Source organism: Paenibacillus sp. 05T425 (assembly GCF_056396205.1).
Window position 1 is genome coordinate 265756 of the sequence record NZ_JBFTLA010000004.1, and the last position, 15547, is coordinate 281302.

Annotated in this window: 17 protein-coding genes, 8 tRNA genes and 2 pseudogenes; 21 read left to right on the plus strand and 6 right to left on the minus strand. The window is 49.6% G+C overall.

The genetic code is table 11. The features are described from left to right. Position 1: 1 nt before the first annotated feature. Positions 2-187, plus strand: a complete 186-nt coding sequence (locus AC1DF0_RS10180) for an H-type small acid-soluble spore protein (protein WP_442051295.1) — start codon at positions 2-4, stop codon at positions 185-187. A gap of 99 nt (positions 188-286) precedes the next feature. Here AC1DF0_RS10180 and AC1DF0_RS10185 read toward each other — a convergent pair whose 3' ends face one another. Both AC1DF0_RS10185 and AC1DF0_RS10190 read right to left on the minus strand, forming a co-directional pair. Beyond that, the gene (locus tag AC1DF0_RS10185) at positions 287-598 is read right to left on the minus strand and encodes a dehydrogenase (protein ID WP_442051296.1); all 312 of its coding nucleotides are present in this window, start codon (positions 596-598) and stop codon (positions 287-289) included. 74 nt (positions 599-672) lie between these two features. Then, positions 673-1119: a cupredoxin domain-containing protein gene (locus AC1DF0_RS10190; RefSeq protein ID WP_442051297.1), complete on the minus strand. Its 447-nt coding sequence runs from the start codon at positions 1117-1119 to the stop codon at positions 673-675. 167 nt (positions 1120-1286) lie between these two features. On the opposite strand from AC1DF0_RS10190, the gene uptA reads away from it, so the two are divergent. The 6 genes from uptA (at position 1287) to AC1DF0_RS10220 (ending at position 6934) form a co-directional block, all read left to right on the plus strand. Beyond that, the gene (uptA, locus tag AC1DF0_RS10195) at positions 1287-1895 is read left to right on the plus strand and encodes an undecaprenyl phosphate transporter UptA (RefSeq protein ID WP_442051307.1); all 609 of its coding nucleotides are present in this window, start codon (positions 1287-1289) and stop codon (positions 1893-1895) included. Positions 1896-1956: 61 nt separating this feature from the next. Next, positions 1957-2523 (plus strand): thioredoxin family protein, encoded by a 567-nt coding sequence (locus tag AC1DF0_RS10200; protein ID WP_475823647.1) that lies wholly within the window; start codon positions 1957-1959, stop codon positions 2521-2523. Between the two features lie 24 nt (positions 2524-2547). Then, positions 2548-3180, plus strand: coding sequence for an MBL fold metallo-hydrolase (locus AC1DF0_RS10205; protein ID WP_477573875.1), 633 nt, complete (start codon positions 2548-2550; stop codon positions 3178-3180). A gap of 63 nt (positions 3181-3243) precedes the next feature. Further along, a complete protein-coding gene (locus AC1DF0_RS10210) occupies positions 3244-5499 on the plus strand; it encodes a Tex family protein (protein ID WP_477573876.1) in 2256 nt (751 codons plus the stop codon). A gap of 94 nt (positions 5500-5593) precedes the next feature. Beyond that, positions 5594-6064: an Rrf2 family transcriptional regulator gene (locus AC1DF0_RS10215; RefSeq protein ID WP_477573877.1), complete on the plus strand. Its 471-nt coding sequence runs from the start codon at positions 5594-5596 to the stop codon at positions 6062-6064. A gap of 195 nt (positions 6065-6259) precedes the next feature. Continuing rightward, on the plus strand, positions 6260-6934 hold the full coding sequence (locus AC1DF0_RS10220) for a nitroreductase family protein (protein ID WP_477573878.1): 675 nt from the start codon (positions 6260-6262) through the stop codon (positions 6932-6934). 95 nt (positions 6935-7029) lie between these two features. On the opposite strand, the gene cmpA is transcribed toward AC1DF0_RS10220, so the two are convergent. Beyond that, positions 7030-7173: a cortex morphogenetic protein CmpA gene (gene cmpA, locus AC1DF0_RS10225; RefSeq protein ID WP_442051302.1), complete on the minus strand. Its 144-nt coding sequence runs from the start codon at positions 7171-7173 to the stop codon at positions 7030-7032. 78 nt (positions 7174-7251) lie between these two features. Further along, the gene (locus AC1DF0_RS10230) at positions 7252-7614 is read right to left on the minus strand and encodes a hydrolase/acyltransferase (protein ID WP_442051303.1); all 363 of its coding nucleotides are present in this window, start codon (positions 7612-7614) and stop codon (positions 7252-7254) included. Positions 7615-7707: 93 nt separating this feature from the next. On the opposite strand from AC1DF0_RS10230, the gene AC1DF0_RS10235 reads away from it, so the two are divergent. The 9 genes from AC1DF0_RS10235 (at position 7708) to AC1DF0_RS10275 (ending at position 9401) form a co-directional block, all read left to right on the plus strand. Continuing rightward, on the plus strand, positions 7708-8187 hold the full coding sequence (locus AC1DF0_RS10235; RefSeq protein ID WP_477573879.1) for a SprT family protein: 480 nt from the start codon (positions 7708-7710) through the stop codon (positions 8185-8187). Positions 8188-8214: 27 nt separating this feature from the next. Further along, positions 8215-8290, plus strand: a tRNA-Asn gene (locus AC1DF0_RS10240). Positions 8291-8295: 5 nt separating this feature from the next. Further along, a tRNA-Ser gene (locus AC1DF0_RS10245) sits at positions 8296-8386 on the plus strand. Between the two features lie 74 nt (positions 8387-8460). Continuing rightward, a tRNA-Glu gene (locus AC1DF0_RS10250) sits at positions 8461-8535 on the plus strand. Between the two features lie 53 nt (positions 8536-8588). After that, positions 8589-8664, plus strand: a tRNA-Lys gene (locus tag AC1DF0_RS10255). 62 nt (positions 8665-8726) lie between these two features. Beyond that, positions 8727-8811 (plus strand) — tRNA-Leu (locus tag AC1DF0_RS10260). A 300-nt stretch (positions 8812-9111) separates the two neighbouring features. Further along, positions 9112-9186 (plus strand) — tRNA-Glu (locus AC1DF0_RS10265). Between the two features lie 5 nt (positions 9187-9191). Then, a tRNA-Lys gene (locus AC1DF0_RS10270) sits at positions 9192-9267 on the plus strand. Between the two features lie 49 nt (positions 9268-9316). Continuing rightward, positions 9317-9401: transfer RNA gene (locus AC1DF0_RS10275), tRNA-Leu, on the plus strand. A 51-nt stretch (positions 9402-9452) separates the two neighbouring features. Here the strand turns inward: AC1DF0_RS10275 and AC1DF0_RS10280 are convergent. Beyond that, entirely contained in the window at positions 9453-9791 is a 339-nt protein-coding gene (locus tag AC1DF0_RS10280; RefSeq protein ID WP_442052313.1) for a L,D-transpeptidase, read from the minus strand. Between the two features lie 144 nt (positions 9792-9935). Next, the gene (gene uraA / locus AC1DF0_RS10285) at positions 9936-11246 is read right to left on the minus strand and encodes a uracil permease (protein ID WP_442052314.1); all 1311 of its coding nucleotides are present in this window, start codon (positions 11244-11246) and stop codon (positions 9936-9938) included. 293 nt (positions 11247-11539) lie between these two features. Here uraA and AC1DF0_RS10290 point away from each other — a divergent pair, with 293 nt between their 5' ends. The 5 genes and pseudogenes from AC1DF0_RS10290 (at position 11540) to AC1DF0_RS10310 (ending at position 15519) form a co-directional block, all read left to right on the plus strand. After that, positions 11540-13180 (plus strand): GAF domain-containing sensor histidine kinase, encoded by a 1641-nt coding sequence (locus AC1DF0_RS10290; protein ID WP_442052315.1) that lies wholly within the window; start codon positions 11540-11542, stop codon positions 13178-13180. 29 nt (positions 13181-13209) lie between these two features. After that, a pseudogene (locus tag AC1DF0_RS10295) lies at positions 13210-13633 on the plus strand (response regulator); the annotation flags it as partial. 89 nt (positions 13634-13722) lie between these two features. Beyond that, a pseudogene (locus tag AC1DF0_RS10300) lies at positions 13723-13923 on the plus strand (response regulator transcription factor); the annotation flags it as partial. A gap of 177 nt (positions 13924-14100) precedes the next feature. Then, positions 14101-14727, plus strand: a complete 627-nt coding sequence (locus AC1DF0_RS10305; RefSeq protein WP_442052316.1) for an FMN-dependent NADH-azoreductase — start codon at positions 14101-14103, stop codon at positions 14725-14727. A 138-nt stretch (positions 14728-14865) separates the two neighbouring features. Beyond that, on the plus strand, positions 14866-15519 hold the full coding sequence (locus AC1DF0_RS10310; protein WP_442052317.1) for an SGNH/GDSL hydrolase family protein: 654 nt from the start codon (positions 14866-14868) through the stop codon (positions 15517-15519). Positions 15520-15547 lie beyond the last annotated feature (28 nt).

Here is a 15547-nt window from a genome sequence, read left to right on the forward strand (position 1 = left end):
CTTGGATACGACACGCGCGAAGCAAATTTATGATTCCGATCAGACTTTCTCCGTCATGCTGGACGGCGATTCCGTCTGGATTGAGAATGTCGACGAGGCTAACGGTATGGCTACCGTTCAGGTTGGCGGAAACCCTGTCAATACGAAGACGGTGTCTTGTGACCGTCTAGAGGAACAGCAACACTAAGACGAAACGAGAAGTGTGGCATATTATTAAAAAGCCGAACCAGTCATGCGCCGTGCATGCTTGGTTCGGCTATTTTGTTTTGCATAATAGAACACTGCCTCAGCCCCCATATGACTCCCGAAAAGCTGCACACAGTACGTCGCGATCTACTTCCCATAGGGCGGCAATGTCCGCGCTCACGTTCTCGTCCCACCAATCGGACTGAAGCTTGCGATTGCTCTGATGCTCGACAATCCAGATCAGATTCAGCAACACTTTTTTGGTATAAAGACGTTCGGCTTCCTCCATCTTTTCCTTGGAGACCCACAGCTTCATTCGTTTCACGGTGCGGTAGAGCTCGTTGCTGCAGGCTCTGCGGATTTTTCGTGCTGTCGGCAAGCCGTTTGTATGCTTCTGGGCGTTAGGCTTCATATAAAAGAACCGACTCCTCTCTATATCCCATACATATGCGGACGAAGAAGAGAAGGTCACTGCCTATAGAGTACCTATTGCACTGTTATGTAGCCTACCATAGGCCCGTCATGACGCATGTCGCTATGGGTCAAGCATACAATAGGGTATGTCCCAGGTTTGTCGGCCGTGAACGATACGACCGTCGTTTTGCCTTGTGTTACGGTCCCTCGGACTCCCAGACCTTCTATTACGAAGGGATGGCTTTTGCCGCTGACGCCGGTAATATGCAGTTCAATGGGCTCGCCTTTATTTACGATAATGGACCCGGGATCCCAACGGTACACTTCAATTTCTTGACCGTCTTGCGTTGTCGACTTAATCTCGGTCGTTACGAGCTGGAATACTCTTGCTTGCGTAGGCTGCCCGCTAACGGTACGGGACCCATTCCAGTTCAAGAAAACGGCGACTACGACAACGAGAGCTGTAAAAGCGATTAACAGTTGAATCTGCTTTTTCCGTACGATAAAAACTTTGGACATGAAACGATCACCTCATCTATTCGTATCATTATAGGCTAGTCTATGCGAAGGCTTGTCAGACCATGACAAAAGTGGATGCTGCCATTGCCTTGTGTTAAAATAACCTCAGTGCTTGTGAAAGCGGACAAAGGTAGATTATTAAGATGGAAGGCGGATTGAGAACAGGAATGGAATGGATTAAGGATATTTTGCATGAGGTGCTGTTGTGGGTTGAAAGCTTAGGGTATTTCGGTATTTTAATCGGACTGCTAATTGAAGTTATTCCAAGCGAAATTGTTCTAGGCTTCGGAGGTTACTTAGTATGGAAGGGCGATATCTCTTTCTGGGGTGCCGTTATTTTCGGAACGATAGGTGCTGTCGGTCAGAACTGGATTTTGTACGCAATCGGTAGGTACGGCGGTCGCCCTATCGTCGAGAAATACGGCAAGTACATTAAGATCAAGCCCAAGCATGTCGATACAGCGGAAAGCTGGTTCAAAAAATACGGAGCGGGCATCGTGTTCACCGCTCGTTTCGTGCCTGTTATGCGTCAAGTGATCTCGATCCCGGCGGGCATGGCAAGAATGAATTTTTGGCTGTTTACGTTGCTTACGGCGCTCGCTTCGCTGCCATGGTCGATTCTATTCGTTTATTTGGGTAAAACGCTCGGCGACCAATGGGAAAATGTCGGTGAAGAGGCAGCTCCTTATGTACAGCCAGCGATCCTGATAGCCCTCGCGTTGCTGATCGTTTATGTGCTTATTAAGTTTGTACGTTCCCGTGGCAAATCGGTATAATAGATACGTGTAACACTTAAGACGGAAGTCATTCTATAATGACAACGAAAGAGGGATTCAGATGAGCAAAAGCGTAGCAGACAAGCTGGGCAAAGGTATTACTCCACAGCAATTTATTGATGGCATGACCAAAAATAAAGAAGCGTTCATCGGTTGGTATGACAAGTTTGAGTGGACGGACGAATCGGATCGAGAGCTGTTCGAGTCGATGAACAATCGTGACGATCTGCGAGTGCTTATCTTGATGGCAGATTGGTGCGGCGACGTCGTACGAAACATTCCGGTTGTGTTCCAGGCGTTGTCGATTAGCGGTATTCCAACAGAAGTTCTTATTATGGAAGAGCATTTAGACACGATGGATCAGTTCTTGACGATGGGCGGACGCTCCGTACCGGTCGTTATTATCGCTGATACAGGTGGAGCGGTGCTTGGCACATGGGGGCCAAGGCCAAAATATATTCAAGAACCGATGGTTGCGTTCAAGCAAGAGAATCCTGACCGCGAGGCAGCGGATTATCAAGAGAAGCTGGCGGCAACAAGACAAGAAATCGGACGTCGCTACGGAGAAGGTACGGAATATCAGTCCCTTATTATTAAAGAGCTCCGCGCGTTGCTGGAATCGTTCTAAGGCTCAAGAGTTAGGGGAGCAATTATGAAGATTGAGATGTTTACGTTAGGACCATTGCAGACGAACTGTTATTTGCTCACGACTGAGGAGCAAGAGACGGGCGAACGCGGCATCATTATTGACCCTGGAATGAATCCGAAGAAGCTGCTGGATCGGATTCAAGGTGTACATATTGAAGCAATTCTACTGACACATGCCCATTTCGACCATATGGGCGGGGTAGATGAAGTTCGGAAAGCAGCGAATTGCCCCGTCTATATTCATGATCTAGAAGCGGACTGGCTGACCGATCCGCGCAAGAACGGTTCGATGCGCTGGCAGGATGTTACGCCGCCGTTGTCGACTGATCCCGCCGAATACGCGCTGGCCGAGGGGCAGACGCTGAATCTGATCGGACAGAAATTCAAGGTTATGCATACGCCGGGACATTCGCCAGGCAGCGTTAGCTTCCTGAACGGTGAGCACTTATTCTCCGGCGATGTGCTGTTCAAGTTGAGTGTCGGTCGTACGGATCTCCCAGGAGGCCGTGAACGGGATTTGTACGACACCATTAAGAACAAGTTGTATAAGCTAAGCTCGGATACTATAGTTTATCCGGGGCATGGAGGTCGTACGAAGATCGGCTTCGAAATGGCAAACAACCCGCATACGAGTTAAATTTCAGCTGCGCAGTCCATGGACGGCGCAGCATTTTAAGCTTGCAGAGGATGGTGTAGAGGATTGGCGGATACAAGTGTACGTAGTATAGAGGATAGCTCGGAAGAAACAACTGGAAAGTCTAAGTTAACAGCAGAGCAGAAGGCGGCTGAGAGCGATCGCATTATCAAAGGCATTGCTGCTCAGCTTACGATACCTTTATCGAAGGTAAAGTCGGCTGTCAGCCTGCTTGATGAAGGCAATACGATTCCGTTCATTGCCAGGTATCGGAAGGAAATGACCGGCGAGCTTGACGAAAACGATTTGCGTGCTATTGAAGAGAAGCTGCAATATATGCGTAATCTTGAAGAGCGCAAGCGTGAAGTCATCCGTTTAATTGATGAACAAGGTAAGCTGACAGATGTGCTCCGTGCGGACATCGAGAAATCGGTCAAGCTACAGGAAGTAGAGGATCTGTACCGGCCTTATCGGCAGAAGCGCAAGACGCGCGCGAGCGTGGCGAAGGAACGGGGGCTTGAACCTCTTGCCTTGTGGATATGGTCGCAGCCTCGTCAAGGCGATCCGGCGGCTGAAGCAGTTAAGTACATTAACGTAGATAAAGGCGTAGCGACCGCACAGGACGCGTTGCAAGGCGCAATGGACATATTAGCCGAAAATATCGCTGATGACGCTGCAGTACGTGCCTGGGTCCGCAAATACACCTTCGATCAGGCAATTATCCGGACGGAAGCGAAGGATGCGTCCGCCGAAACCGTTTACGAGATGTATTACAGCTACCAAGAGCCGATTCGCAAGCTGCCGCCGCATCGCGTGTTAGCTATCAACCGGGGCGAACGCGAAGAGGTGCTTCGTGTCAACTTCGATCTTGCCGCTGACCGCATTCACGATTATATTCAGCGCAGGCTGCTTCGGGGCGGAACGGCGGCAGCTGTACGGGACGTATTTATAGCCATTATAGAGGATACGTACAAACGGCTGCTTGCGCCATCCATTGAACGCGAGGTGCGCGGCGAGCTGACAGAGAAGGCGGAAGAGCATGCGATATCCATCTTCAGCGAAAATCTCCGCAACCTGCTGCTGCAGCCTCCCGTTCGCGGCAACGTCGTATTAGGCGTCGATCCTGCCTTCCGCACAGGCTGTAAGCTTGCAGTTATCGACGATACGGGCAAGCTGCTAGAAGTGGCGGTTTCTTATCCGACGCCTCCGAACAACAAGGTTGCCGAAGCTGAGCGATTAATAAACGGTCTGATCGACCAATACAAAGTCGAGCTGATCGTTATCGGCAATGGCACGGCTTCTCGGGAGACAGAGCAGTTCATTGCCAATCTCATTAGCAAGCGTAAAGCAACAGGTTCTGCCGGCGCTGAGCTGAAATATATTATCGTTAATGAAGCTGGCGCAAGCGTATATTCCGCATCGAAGCTTGCAGCCGAAGAGTTTCCGAAGCTAGACGTAGCGGAGCGCAGCGCCGTATCGATCGCGAGACGACTGCAGGACCCGTTAGCCGAGCTTGTAAAGATTGAGCCCAAAGCGATTGGTGTTGGCCAGTACCAGCATGATGTAAGCCAGAAGCGGCTCGATGAGAGCTTGGGCGGCGTCGTGGAATCGGCCGTTAACCATGTCGGTGTCGACGTTAACACCGCTTCTGCGTCATTACTATCTTATGTAGCCGGAATTAACGCAACGATTGCCCGCAATATAGTCAAATACCGCGAAGACAATGGCCGATTCGCCAAACGTACGCAGCTCCAGAAGGTGCCTAGGCTTGGCGCGAAGTCATACGAGCAATGTATCGGCTTCCTCCGTATTCCGGAAGCGGGCAATCCGCTTGACCGGACGGCGATTCATCCTGAATCGTATGATGTCGTGGACAAGCTATTCCGGGCAATAGGGCTGGAACTGAAACAGATTGGCACTGAAGCGCTTCAATCGAAGCTGGAAGCCATCGACCTGCCAAGCTTAGCGAGCACGTTAGACGTGGGCGTCCCGACGCTCAGAGACATCGTAGACAGCCTGCTTCGTCCTGGTCGCGATCCGCGCGAGGAGCTGCCGCCTCCGATCTTCCATACCGATGTGCTTAACCTGGAGGATCTTACTGCCGGCATGGAGCTTCAAGGTACTGTGCGCAATGTGATCGACTTCGGCGCTTTTATCGATATTGGCATTAAAAACGACGGTCTTGTCCACATTTCCCAAATGAGCGATAAGTTTGTGAAGCATCCGATGGATGTCGTATCGGTTGGCGATAATGTGACGGTGTGGGTGTTAGGTGTCGACATTAAGAAGGGCCGTGTCAGCTTAACGATGCGCAAGCCATAAGACGATAATCGAATTCAGCCATAAAGTGGGCTTGCCTGTTCATCGGCAAGCCCACTATAATTTATATATAGCGAATAAGCAGGGGGACGAGAAAATGAAGGAGAGCAACATGGATAAAGAACGGTGTGCGAACGTAGCACCTCATAGATGGTTCGGCTTATCTTTGCAGGCGCTCGTCATTTTGGCTCAGAAGCCGAATATTTGTCCAAGTGCAGAGATTGCAAGCCGTCTAGATGCAGATGCAACACTGCTGCGCCGTGTGCTTGTTAAGCTGGCGCGAGAGAACCTTATCGAGACAAGAGAAGGACGTGACGGCGGTTATCGTCTCAAGCGATCGCCTGAATCGATTACGCTTGCCGACGTATATACGGCGCTTAAGGTGGGAGAGCCGCTATGCAGCAATATGCTGGATACGGCAAGCTCGCAAGAATTCGGATTGGAGATGAAGGCAGCCTTCACTGAAATTGCAAGCGAAGTAGAACGAAAAACTCTCGAGGCGCTTCAGCCCTATACGATTGCGGATTTAGCCCTACGTGCTTTTACACTTCCAACTAATGCAAGCTGATTTCCTAAAGTAAGTTAATTGACAAATAAATTCGGCCAGCATATACTGTTCTTATAAAAGTTACAGTTCATGTGCATTTAACTATGCGAAGTACAGCACAGTTATTGCTGATACTGACTATGCGCAATTCTGCGCAGTTAATGCTGCTGATAACTGTGCATCCTAAAACACAGATACAAAATGGAGGAGACCATTATGACAACAACACAAATTGATTCCCAAGTTCAAGTATCAACGAAAGATGCAACAGAGCCATCCTTCACTAACGTTTTGCACAGCCGCCGTTCCGTACGCAAATATGACAGCAGCCACGTTGTTTCCGAGCAAGAAATTCGCGAACTGCTGGAAACGGCAACGAAAGCACCATCTTCATCCAACATGCAGCCTTGGCGATTCTTAGTCGTTACAGACCCGGAATTGAAGCAAAAGCTAGTGCCGATTGCCTTCAATCAACAACAGGTTGCTGAAGCATCAGCTATCGTTATTGTGCTCGGCGATTTGGAGATGTATAAGCTTTCTGAACAAATTTACGGAGCTGCAGTTGAGGCAGGCTATATGACTAAGGAAGTAGCTGACAATTTCGTTTCCAACTCGACCAAAATGTACCCTTCATTGCCTGCTGACCGTTTGCAATCGCTCGTTGCATTCGATACGGGACTTGTATCGATGCAGCTTATGCTCGCAGCTCGCGCGAAAGGTCTAGATACCGTACCAATGGGCGGCTTCAACCGCGATCAACTAAAAGAATTTTTCGGCATCTCTGAACGTTATATTCCTACTTTGATGCTTCCAATTGGCAAAGCATCGGCTGAAGGCCATCCTTCTACTCGTCTTCCTATTGACGAAATTACTTTCTTCAACAAAATGTAATTCGACTCATTGCATTATCCCCATACAAACAAACCGGCTTTCTCTTATCGTAGAGAAAGCCGGTTTTTATGTCCGAACAAGCTGGAAGCCCAAGTCTATATGCTTGTGCTACTGTCTTCTTGTTCCTTCGGACTTTGTTTGCTGCGATAGAAGTACCAGCAGTCGTTAAGCAGCTTGATCTGCCTGCGATCCTTCTTCTGAAATGCGCGCATTAATTGATTGCAAAGCCATTGAGGCATATGCGTTCGTCCCCTCCCGAGCCCAACATGTTGTAATACTACAATATGGGGCAGGGCGGACGTCCGTGCAGGTCCACACTAATTGCCTTGCTCTTCCTCATACTCCTCATACCATTGCTCAAGCTGAGCTTGAAGCGCGCGAATCTCGGTTAACAGCGAAATAAGCGGGTACGACTTTTCTTGCACTTCAGAGAAATCAGCCTCAAGCTCGTTAATGTAGGCTAGTCCGCTTACGATCGAGATTGAGTTGTCATGGAGCTCAACCGCGTCGCATTCCGCGACTGCGTAAGGCAGACTAGGTACGCGATCAGCCGTTAGCTTGTCGATTTCTTTATGAAGGCGCAGGTTAAGCGCGCTGAGCTGATAAGCATGGGATTCGGGCATTTCAACGAAGAGTATTGTTTCATTTTGCTTCATAAGGACGTAACGCATTGTTGCCATAAAATGTTCTGGACTCCCCTCGATTATAACATTCCTACTTGACAGTGTAGCGTATCGTACCTTTAAAATTCAAGTAGTAGGGGGAGAATAACGATGAATGATGAGACGCTGCAGCAATGGGTCGAGCAAATATCGATGGCATCCTTTGGACGAGCCTTTACACATCGCGCGACGTTCAACAGCCGATTAAAGGCGACGGGAGGTCGTTACTTTACGCGTACGCATAACATTGAGATAAGCCCGCATCAATTGTCTGCTTACGGACGAGAAGAAACAGAGAAGATCATTAAGCATGAGCTATGCCATTATCATTTGCATATTCTGAGGCGCGGCTATAAGCATCGGGATGCAGACTTTAAGCAATTGCTTGCCCATGTGGGAGGATCACGTTATTGTCAGTCGCTGCCGGAGCGCTCCGAACGTCAAGTTAGGCCGTATCGCTATAAGCTTGTTTGCTCCAAATGCGGGTTTGAATATATGCGCAAGAAGAAGCTTGATCCGGCCAAATACGCATGCGGCAAATGCCGTGGAAAATTAATCATGATAACGCTTGACAATAAAATTGAACCGTGATAAATTATTACTTGTCACTTTTACTTTTCCCTGATAGCTCAGTTGGTAGAGCACTCGACTGTTAATCGAGTTGTCACAGGTTCGAGTCCTGTTCGGGGAGCCAGATTTGGAGAGATACCCAAGTGGCTCAAGGGGACCCTCTGCTAAGGGGTTAGACTGCGTAAGTGGTGCGAGGGTTCGAATCCCTCTCTCTCCGCCACGATTTTTTTCAAGTGATGCAACGGGAAGACCGTTCAGCCGGTCTTTTTTCTTTGCCACATTCATGCTTAACAAGGCCCGTTGGTCAAGGGGTTAAGACACCTCCCTTTCACGGAGGTAACAGGGGTTCGAATCCCCTACGGGTCACCACTTCAGATTTATCGCTTATGAAGCAGCTCTCTAGAGTTGATCAACATTCATGAGAGCCATTAGCTCAGTTGGTAGAGCACCTGACTTTTAATCAGGGTGTCGAAGGTTCGAGTCCTTCATGGCTCACCATTTGCTTCAACCCTCGAAGTGAATGGAAATGAAGGAAGCGAAGAAGCAACAATTTCATATGTGCGGTAGTGGTGGAACGGCAGACACGCTATCTTGAGGGGGTAGTGTCCCATGGACGTGCAGGTTCAAATCCTGTCTACCGCACCATAACTTATCCAATCCGATCCTTGCTCAAGCAGCAAGGATTTTTTAATTCCAATTGATGAACTCGCATGATTGTCCACGCAATATTTAAGTTGTTTTAAGACCGCAAATCTACAAGACTTAGACCGCAAACGCGCAAGCCCATGAAGGGAAAACCGCAAAGACGTTGTAAAAAGTCCGCAATGGGTTGATGGAAGAATATAGCTGAAGAGTTTTTTGAAAAAAAGGCTTGTATGTTGATAGTTTGTTTGCTATAATCATTTTTGTTGTCTCAAGGGAATGTGAATTCCTAATGCAATTTAAGGCCCGTTGGTCAAGGGGTTAAGACACCTCCCTTTCACGGAGGTAACAGGGGTTCGAATCCCCTACGGGTCACCATTTACGAGCCATTAGCTCAGTTGGTAGAGCACCTGACTTTTAATCAGGGTGTCGAAGGTTCGAGTCCTTCATGGCTCACCATTTGTTTCTTCCCTCGAAGCGAATGCAGTGAGAAGGCAACACAATATGTGCGGTAGTGGTGGAACGGCAGACACGCTATCTTGAGGGGGTAGTGTCCCATGGACGTGCAGGTTCAAATCCTGTCTACCGCACCATACTTATTCAAACCCAATCCTTGCTTAAGCGGCAAGGTTTTTTTTGTTATTTCAAGGGCGTATCGTAACGCGTGTACGGACGGGGACCAGCTTGGATAGCGCGACAACATCGTCGTTGTACATTCGAATACAGCCATGCGATACAAGATGGCCTATCGAGGAAGGATCGTTGGTTCCGTGTATGCCATAGTGAGGCTTTGAGAGCCCCATCCAGAAGGCACCGAATGGTCCGCCGGGATTGGCTTGCTTATTGATGATCGTAAACTCGCCGGTCGGCGTCTGAGTAACCATCGTACCGATTCCGACAGGAAACGAGCGTACGACGATATCGTCATCCAGCAAATGAAGCATTCGGTCAGACAGGTCAACAATAATCCGATATGCGGGCATAGGTTGCACCCTCCTTTGCTTCATCGTATGAAGGCATATGTGAGGAGGCTTAGACGCTCGAAGGCGATACAAGCCTATTTTTGCGTGGTATATGCGGTGAGACAAAGTAAAAGGGACGAAGCATGAATGCTTCGTCCCTTTTGCTTAATGTTTTGTAGCTTCTGTATCGTTGGAGAGCTTCAATACTTCGAACACCTTGAACAGCAGGCTAAGCACGATCGCTACCACTGTGGCAAGCGCCATGCCCGACAGCGAGAAGTCGCCGAAAGTAACCTTCACGCCGCTTAGGCCCGTAACGAGAACGACGGTTGTTAGGAACATATTCGTCGGCCTTCCATAGTCGATCTTCGATTCGACGAGCATACGCAATCCGGAAGCTGCGATAACGCCGAAGAGCAGCAACGATATCCCGCCCATAACGGGAACGGGGATGCCGGAGATGAGCGCCGAGAATTTGCCGGAGAACGATAGAATGATCGCTAGCACGGCAGCTCCGCCAATTACAAAGGTGGAGTAAACTTTCGTAATGGCCAGTACGCCGATGTTCTCTCCGTATGTTGTATTCGGCGTTGAGCCTACGAAGCCGGAAATGATCGTTGAGATGCCGTTGCCGAGCAAGGAGCGGTGCAGACCAGGCTCTTTGGACAGGTCCTTCTCCACGATATTGCTTGTTACGACCAAATGTCCGATATGCTCGGCAATTACGACGAGCGAGGCAGGCAGTATTGTTAATATTGCAGCCCATTGGAAAACAGGCGCCGTGAATGTCGGCGACTGAATCCAGCCGCTATCGCCAACGAGCGTAAAGTCGGTGAGCCCCATTGCAAAAGCAAGGACATAACCGACCACGATGCCGATCAAGATCGGAATGATGCGCAGGAAGCCGCGGAACAGCACGGACCCGAGCACGGTTACTGCGAGAGTGATCGTGGACAGAATAACAATACTGCCGTCAGGCGACCAGCTTGACGCTTCCTCCGGCGTAAGTCCGTCCGGCATAATCCAGCCTGCCATCTTGGCAGCTACCGGTATTAGCTCCAAGCCGATAACCGCTACGATAGCGCCCATAGCTGCAGGCGGGAATACGACGTTAATCCAGCTTGTCCCGGCTGCTTGAACGATAAGGGCAACAATCGTGAACACGACGCCCGCTGCAATGAAGCCGCCAAGAGCTGCAGCATAGCTGCCGCCGCCAGCCGCTTGGTCGCCGATAACAGCGCCGGCGGGGGCGATAAAGGCGAAGCTGGAGCCGAGATAAGCAGGGATTTTACCTTTGCAAATCCATAAATATAACAAGGTGCCGATCCCGTTCATCAATAGGCAAATCGCCGGGTCGACGCCAAGCAGATTCGGTACGAGCACAGTCGAGCCGAACATAGCGAACAAATGCTGAAGGCTAAGCATAATGCTTGTGCCGATAGCCGGTCTTTCATTAACACCAATTACGTTTTTCATGATCGAAAAATCCTCTCAAATTGTAGTGCAAGCTGAGCTCGCTAATGGAACATTCCGTAGGCCAATAAGTTTGGTAATAAAAATGGCCCTTGATGATTCTACATAGGTTAGTATTGTTTTGGCAAGCGTTTTCTAATAATATTCGACATTATTCTCGTTTTATCGAGTTACTTCGCTTCTCGGAAAAAGTAGTACGAGGTGAAGAATAGACGTCGACGATGCCAGTTGTGAAACGGTATACTGGCTTATATACGATAAAGTAAGCGGCGAATACGATAAGGAGTGCGTTGCTGATGTCTAGCGAAAATAGAACGAACCAGCTGTCCGCGCTCAAAGAAATTGCGGAGCTGCTGAATACGACGAATGATATGAAGCAGATGCTGAGCGAGGTGCTTGGAAAGCTTCTGCAGGTGACGGGCTTTAGTACGGGCTGGATCTTTATGATGGATGAGTCGATGGAGAGCGAATGCCAAGCCGCTTATGGACTGCCTCCGGCGCTTGCGGCGAACGGGCAGGAGGCTATGTGCGGAGAGGATTGCTGGTGCATCGAGCGCTATAGGCGCAATAAGCTTCCTCATGCGGTCAATACAATCGAATGCAAGCGGATTACATACGCAATTGCCGAAGGGCTCGAGGAGGGAACGCTCGGCATTTCGCATCATGCAACGGTGCCGCTGAAGGCGGGCAAAGACAAGTTCGGTCTTCTCAACGTGGCACATCCCGGCAAGGAATGTTTTACAGAGGACGAACTGGCGCTTCTGCAGGCCATTGCTTTTCAGATCGGAACGGCAATAAAACGAATCAGGCTTTATCAGTCGCAGGAGCAGAATGCGTTGCATTATTCGAAGCTAAGCGACGTCATACAACGGATTCACGCAATCGGCGTCATTAATGAGCTTCCCATCAAAGCGGTGCAAGAAATCGGCAATTCGTTCAACTGGCCGCATGTGTCGCTATTCATATACGAGAACGGGGAGTTGTCCTTACGAGCGTTCTATACCGAAGGGGAGGCTCACGAGGAGTGGAAGTCGCTTAGCATCGATGATAACGGGCCGATTAGCACGGCCTTCCGTCACAACAAGCTGTTCGTCGTGTCCAATGCAGAGCATACGGCTTGTCCTTCATTGGAACGCGTCGGGATTCCGCTTTATGCCTCGGCGGCGGCCATTCCGCTTCGCGTGCGAAATCGCTCGATCGGCGTACTGTTTATCAGCAGCCCGATCCGCGGACATTTTGATGAATATCATGAGGACTTTATGTACTCGCTGGGCGATCACTATACATTATGCGTCGAAAACCTGCGTGTCTACGAGCAGAGGCGCGAGCTGGCGCGCATGGAGGAGAGATACCGCGTGGCGAGGGATTTGCACGATTCGGTCATGCAGAAGGTATTCTCCTTATCGTTCATAGCCAAGGGAGCGGAAACGCTGCTGCAGGACAGAGAAGGAAATGTTCGCGCATCGTTGAAAGAAATACAGCAGTTGTCACAGGAGACGCTGAAGGAAATGCGGTCGCTTATTTGGCAACTGCATCCGGCCGGTCTAGAGAACGGCTTGCTTAGCGCTCTAAAACAGCATGGACAGAGCATGGGACTCACCATATATGAGCAAGTTAGCGGCCTGAAGCAGTTGCCGAGGGCAGTCGAAGAAGCGTTATGGCGCATTGGGCAAGAAGCGCTAAATAATGTCCGCAAGCATTCGGGGACGGTGATCGCTTACGTTAAACTTGTGCTTGCTGAAGGAGAGGTTACACTTGAAGTAATGGACAAGGGGAATGGCTTTTCCCTCGACAATAGAAAGGGCGGTCTGACGCTTGGCATGCTGTCGATGCGAGAGCGCGCGGAGCAGCTCGGGGGGCAATTCAACGTAAGGAGCAATCTGGGAGGACCAACCGTTATCGCGGTTAAGATGCCGCTTGATCAATACGAATCATAGCTATTATGAGCAAGGAATGAGGAGTTACCGTGAAGATCAAACTATTGTTAGTCGACGATCACCAAATCGTATTGAAAGGCATTTCCTTCTTCTTGACGATGCAGCCTGATTTCGAAATTGTAGGGGAAGCGGGAAACGGGCAGGAGGCGGTGGAGAGGGCGGTTGAGCTGCAGCCCGACGTTATTCTAATGGATTTGAATATGCCGGTCATGGATGGCATCGAGGCATGCAGCCTCATAACCGCGCAATATCCTCATATTAAGGTGCTTGTGCTTACGAGCTATTCGGATCAAAGCCATGTCGTGCCCGCGCTTCAGGCTGGAGCGTCAGGCTACATTCTGAAGGATGTCGAGCCGGAGCAGTTGGCTGAGGCAATCCGCAGCGCGCATAAGGGCAATGTTCAGCTTCATCCCGATATTGCGGGAGCACTGCTGACGCAGTTTAAACCACAGGGACAAGAGCTAGAGGGAGCGGAAGGCACGTCTATGACTATGGGAGACGGACGCGTTACGGATTTCCAGCCAGCAGAGCGCCACGAATCGCTCACCCCGCGCGAGAAGGAAGTGCTCCAGCTTATTGCTCAAGGTCTTAGCAACAAAGACATTGCCCAATCGCTCGTCGTAGCCGAGAAGACGGTCAAGACGCATGTCAGCAATATTTTGGGCAAGCTGCAGCTCTCGGACCGGACACAGGCCGCATTATATGCGGTCCAGCATCATATGAACGGCGGCACGAAGCCGTAGAGACTCATGAGGTCTTAAGACGATAGTCGTAAGACTAGTCCTAATCAATGATGACGAAGAAGAACTTGATTTTCAGTCTAATTGCCGATGCGTCGCTCCAACAAACTATATAAAATAAAGTAAGTACTACAAAGTACGAAACTAATAAAATATATAGATATTATTGGAGGTTACAAAATGAGCACTATACTGTTCGTTAAAGCAAATGACCGTTCGATCGAGCAAGCTGTCAGCGTGAAACTATACCATGCGTTCTTGGATGCTTATAAAGCAAGCCACCCAGAGGATACAATTATCGAGCTTGACCTGTTCCAAGAAGAGCTGCCTTACATGAACGCCGACATGATCAACGGCAACTTCAAGGCACCGCGCGGAATTGACATGACGCCTGCTGAGAAGGCGGCATTCGATGTTGCTGCCAAATATATCGATCAATTCCTTGCTGCTGACAAAGTCGTATTCGGCTTCCCGCTTTGGAATCTTACAATTCCAGCGGTATTGCACACGTACATTGACTACATCTACCAAGCGGGCAAAACGTTCAAATATACGGAGCAAGGTCCAGTCGGCCTTATTCCTGACAAGAAAGTCGCTCTTATTAACGCAAGAGGCGGCATCTACTCCGAAGGTCCAGCTGCAGCAGCAGAAATGTCGTTGAACTACGTTCGCAACATTATGAGCTTCTTCGGTGTAACCGACTTCTCGACGATTATCGTTGAAGGCCATAACCAACTGCCTGGCCAAGCGGCTGAAATTATTGAACAAGGAATCAACAAAGCCAAAGAAGAAGCACTTGTATTCTAATTCGGATATGAAGCGGGTCCCGCGTCCAAGCGACGCGGGGCCTGTTTTTTTTGAGGTATTTTAGGTCTATTTTGAAATGTACAGCTAGTATATAATGATCTTGGAAAATACATATTCGATTAAGGGGAATGATTGCGGATGGGGAAAAGCAAAGTCGTATTGTTTCAAGGCGACTCCATTACGGATGGCGGCAGAGGGAGAAACGACGATCCAAATCATGTGCTTGGACATAGCTACGCCTACATTGCTGCCGCCGAGCTGGGCAGAGAGTTCGCGGAAGCGCAGCCCGTGTTTTATAACAGAGGCATTAGTGGCAACCGGGTTTCTGACTTATACGCGCGTTGGAATGAGGATGCTTTTAGCTTGAAGCCGGACGTCATCAGCATCATGATCGGCGTGAACGACGCATGGCGTATCGTGAACGAAGAGCCGACGGGCGTAACCGACCGGTTCGAGCGGGCTTATCGCCACTTGCTTGAAGAAACGAAGGAAGTGTTGCCGAATGTGCAGCTTGTATTGTGCGAGCCGTTTATACTGAGAACGGGCGCAACGGAAGAGCGTTGGATCGTGTGGTCGGAGCAGTTAGACCGATATCAGGCCATCGTTCGCAGTCTGGCAATTGAATTCGGGGCTATATTCGTACCGCTGCAACAGACGTTTAACGATGCATGTGAACGCGCGGAAGCGAAGTATTGGATATGGGATGGAGTGCATCCGACGACAGCAGGGCATGATCTGATAGCCCGGGAATGGCTGAAGGCCGTTAAGGATGGCGGAATTACTTTTGATTAGAAAAATGAGACCTTTGGGCATCTAAAAC

What these genes read in the sequence shown, in the direction of transcription:
- uraA (WP_442052314.1), bottom strand. Translation starts at nt 11,246, where the DNA reads ATGAAAAACGTAATTGGTGTTAATGAAAGACCGGCTATCGGCACAAGC.
- AC1DF0_RS10290 (WP_442052315.1), top strand. Translation starts at nt 11,540, where the DNA reads ATGTCTAGCGAAAATAGAACGAACCAGCTGTCCGCGCTCAAAGAAATT.
- AC1DF0_RS10215 (WP_477573877.1), top strand. Translation starts at nt 5,594, where the DNA reads ATGAAGGAGAGCAACATGGATAAAGAACGGTGTGCGAACGTAGCACCT.
- AC1DF0_RS10200 (WP_475823647.1), top strand. Translation starts at nt 1,957, where the DNA reads ATGAGCAAAAGCGTAGCAGACAAGCTGGGCAAAGGTATTACTCCACAG.
- AC1DF0_RS10280 (WP_442052313.1), bottom strand. Translation starts at nt 9,791, where the DNA reads ATGCCCGCATATCGGATTATTGTTGACCTGTCTGACCGAATGCTTCAT.
- AC1DF0_RS10205 (WP_477573875.1), top strand. Translation starts at nt 2,548, where the DNA reads ATGAAGATTGAGATGTTTACGTTAGGACCATTGCAGACGAACTGTTAT.
- cmpA (WP_442051302.1), bottom strand. Translation starts at nt 7,173, where the DNA reads ATGCCTCAATGGCTTTGCAATCAATTAATGCGCGCATTTCAGAAGAAG.
- AC1DF0_RS10185 (WP_442051296.1), bottom strand. Translation starts at nt 598, where the DNA reads ATGAAGCCTAACGCCCAGAAGCATACAAACGGCTTGCCGACAGCACGA.
- AC1DF0_RS10230 (WP_442051303.1), bottom strand. Translation starts at nt 7,614, where the DNA reads ATGGCAACAATGCGTTACGTCCTTATGAAGCAAAATGAAACAATACTC.
- AC1DF0_RS10310 (WP_442052317.1), top strand. Translation starts at nt 14,866, where the DNA reads ATGGGGAAAAGCAAAGTCGTATTGTTTCAAGGCGACTCCATTACGGAT.
- AC1DF0_RS10190 (WP_442051297.1), bottom strand. Translation starts at nt 1,119, where the DNA reads ATGTCCAAAGTTTTTATCGTACGGAAAAAGCAGATTCAACTGTTAATC.
- AC1DF0_RS10305 (WP_442052316.1), top strand. Translation starts at nt 14,101, where the DNA reads ATGAGCACTATACTGTTCGTTAAAGCAAATGACCGTTCGATCGAGCAA.
- AC1DF0_RS10220 (WP_477573878.1), top strand. Translation starts at nt 6,260, where the DNA reads ATGACAACAACACAAATTGATTCCCAAGTTCAAGTATCAACGAAAGAT.
- AC1DF0_RS10235 (WP_477573879.1), top strand. Translation starts at nt 7,708, where the DNA reads ATGAATGATGAGACGCTGCAGCAATGGGTCGAGCAAATATCGATGGCA.
- uptA (WP_442051307.1), top strand. Translation starts at nt 1,287, where the DNA reads ATGGAATGGATTAAGGATATTTTGCATGAGGTGCTGTTGTGGGTTGAA.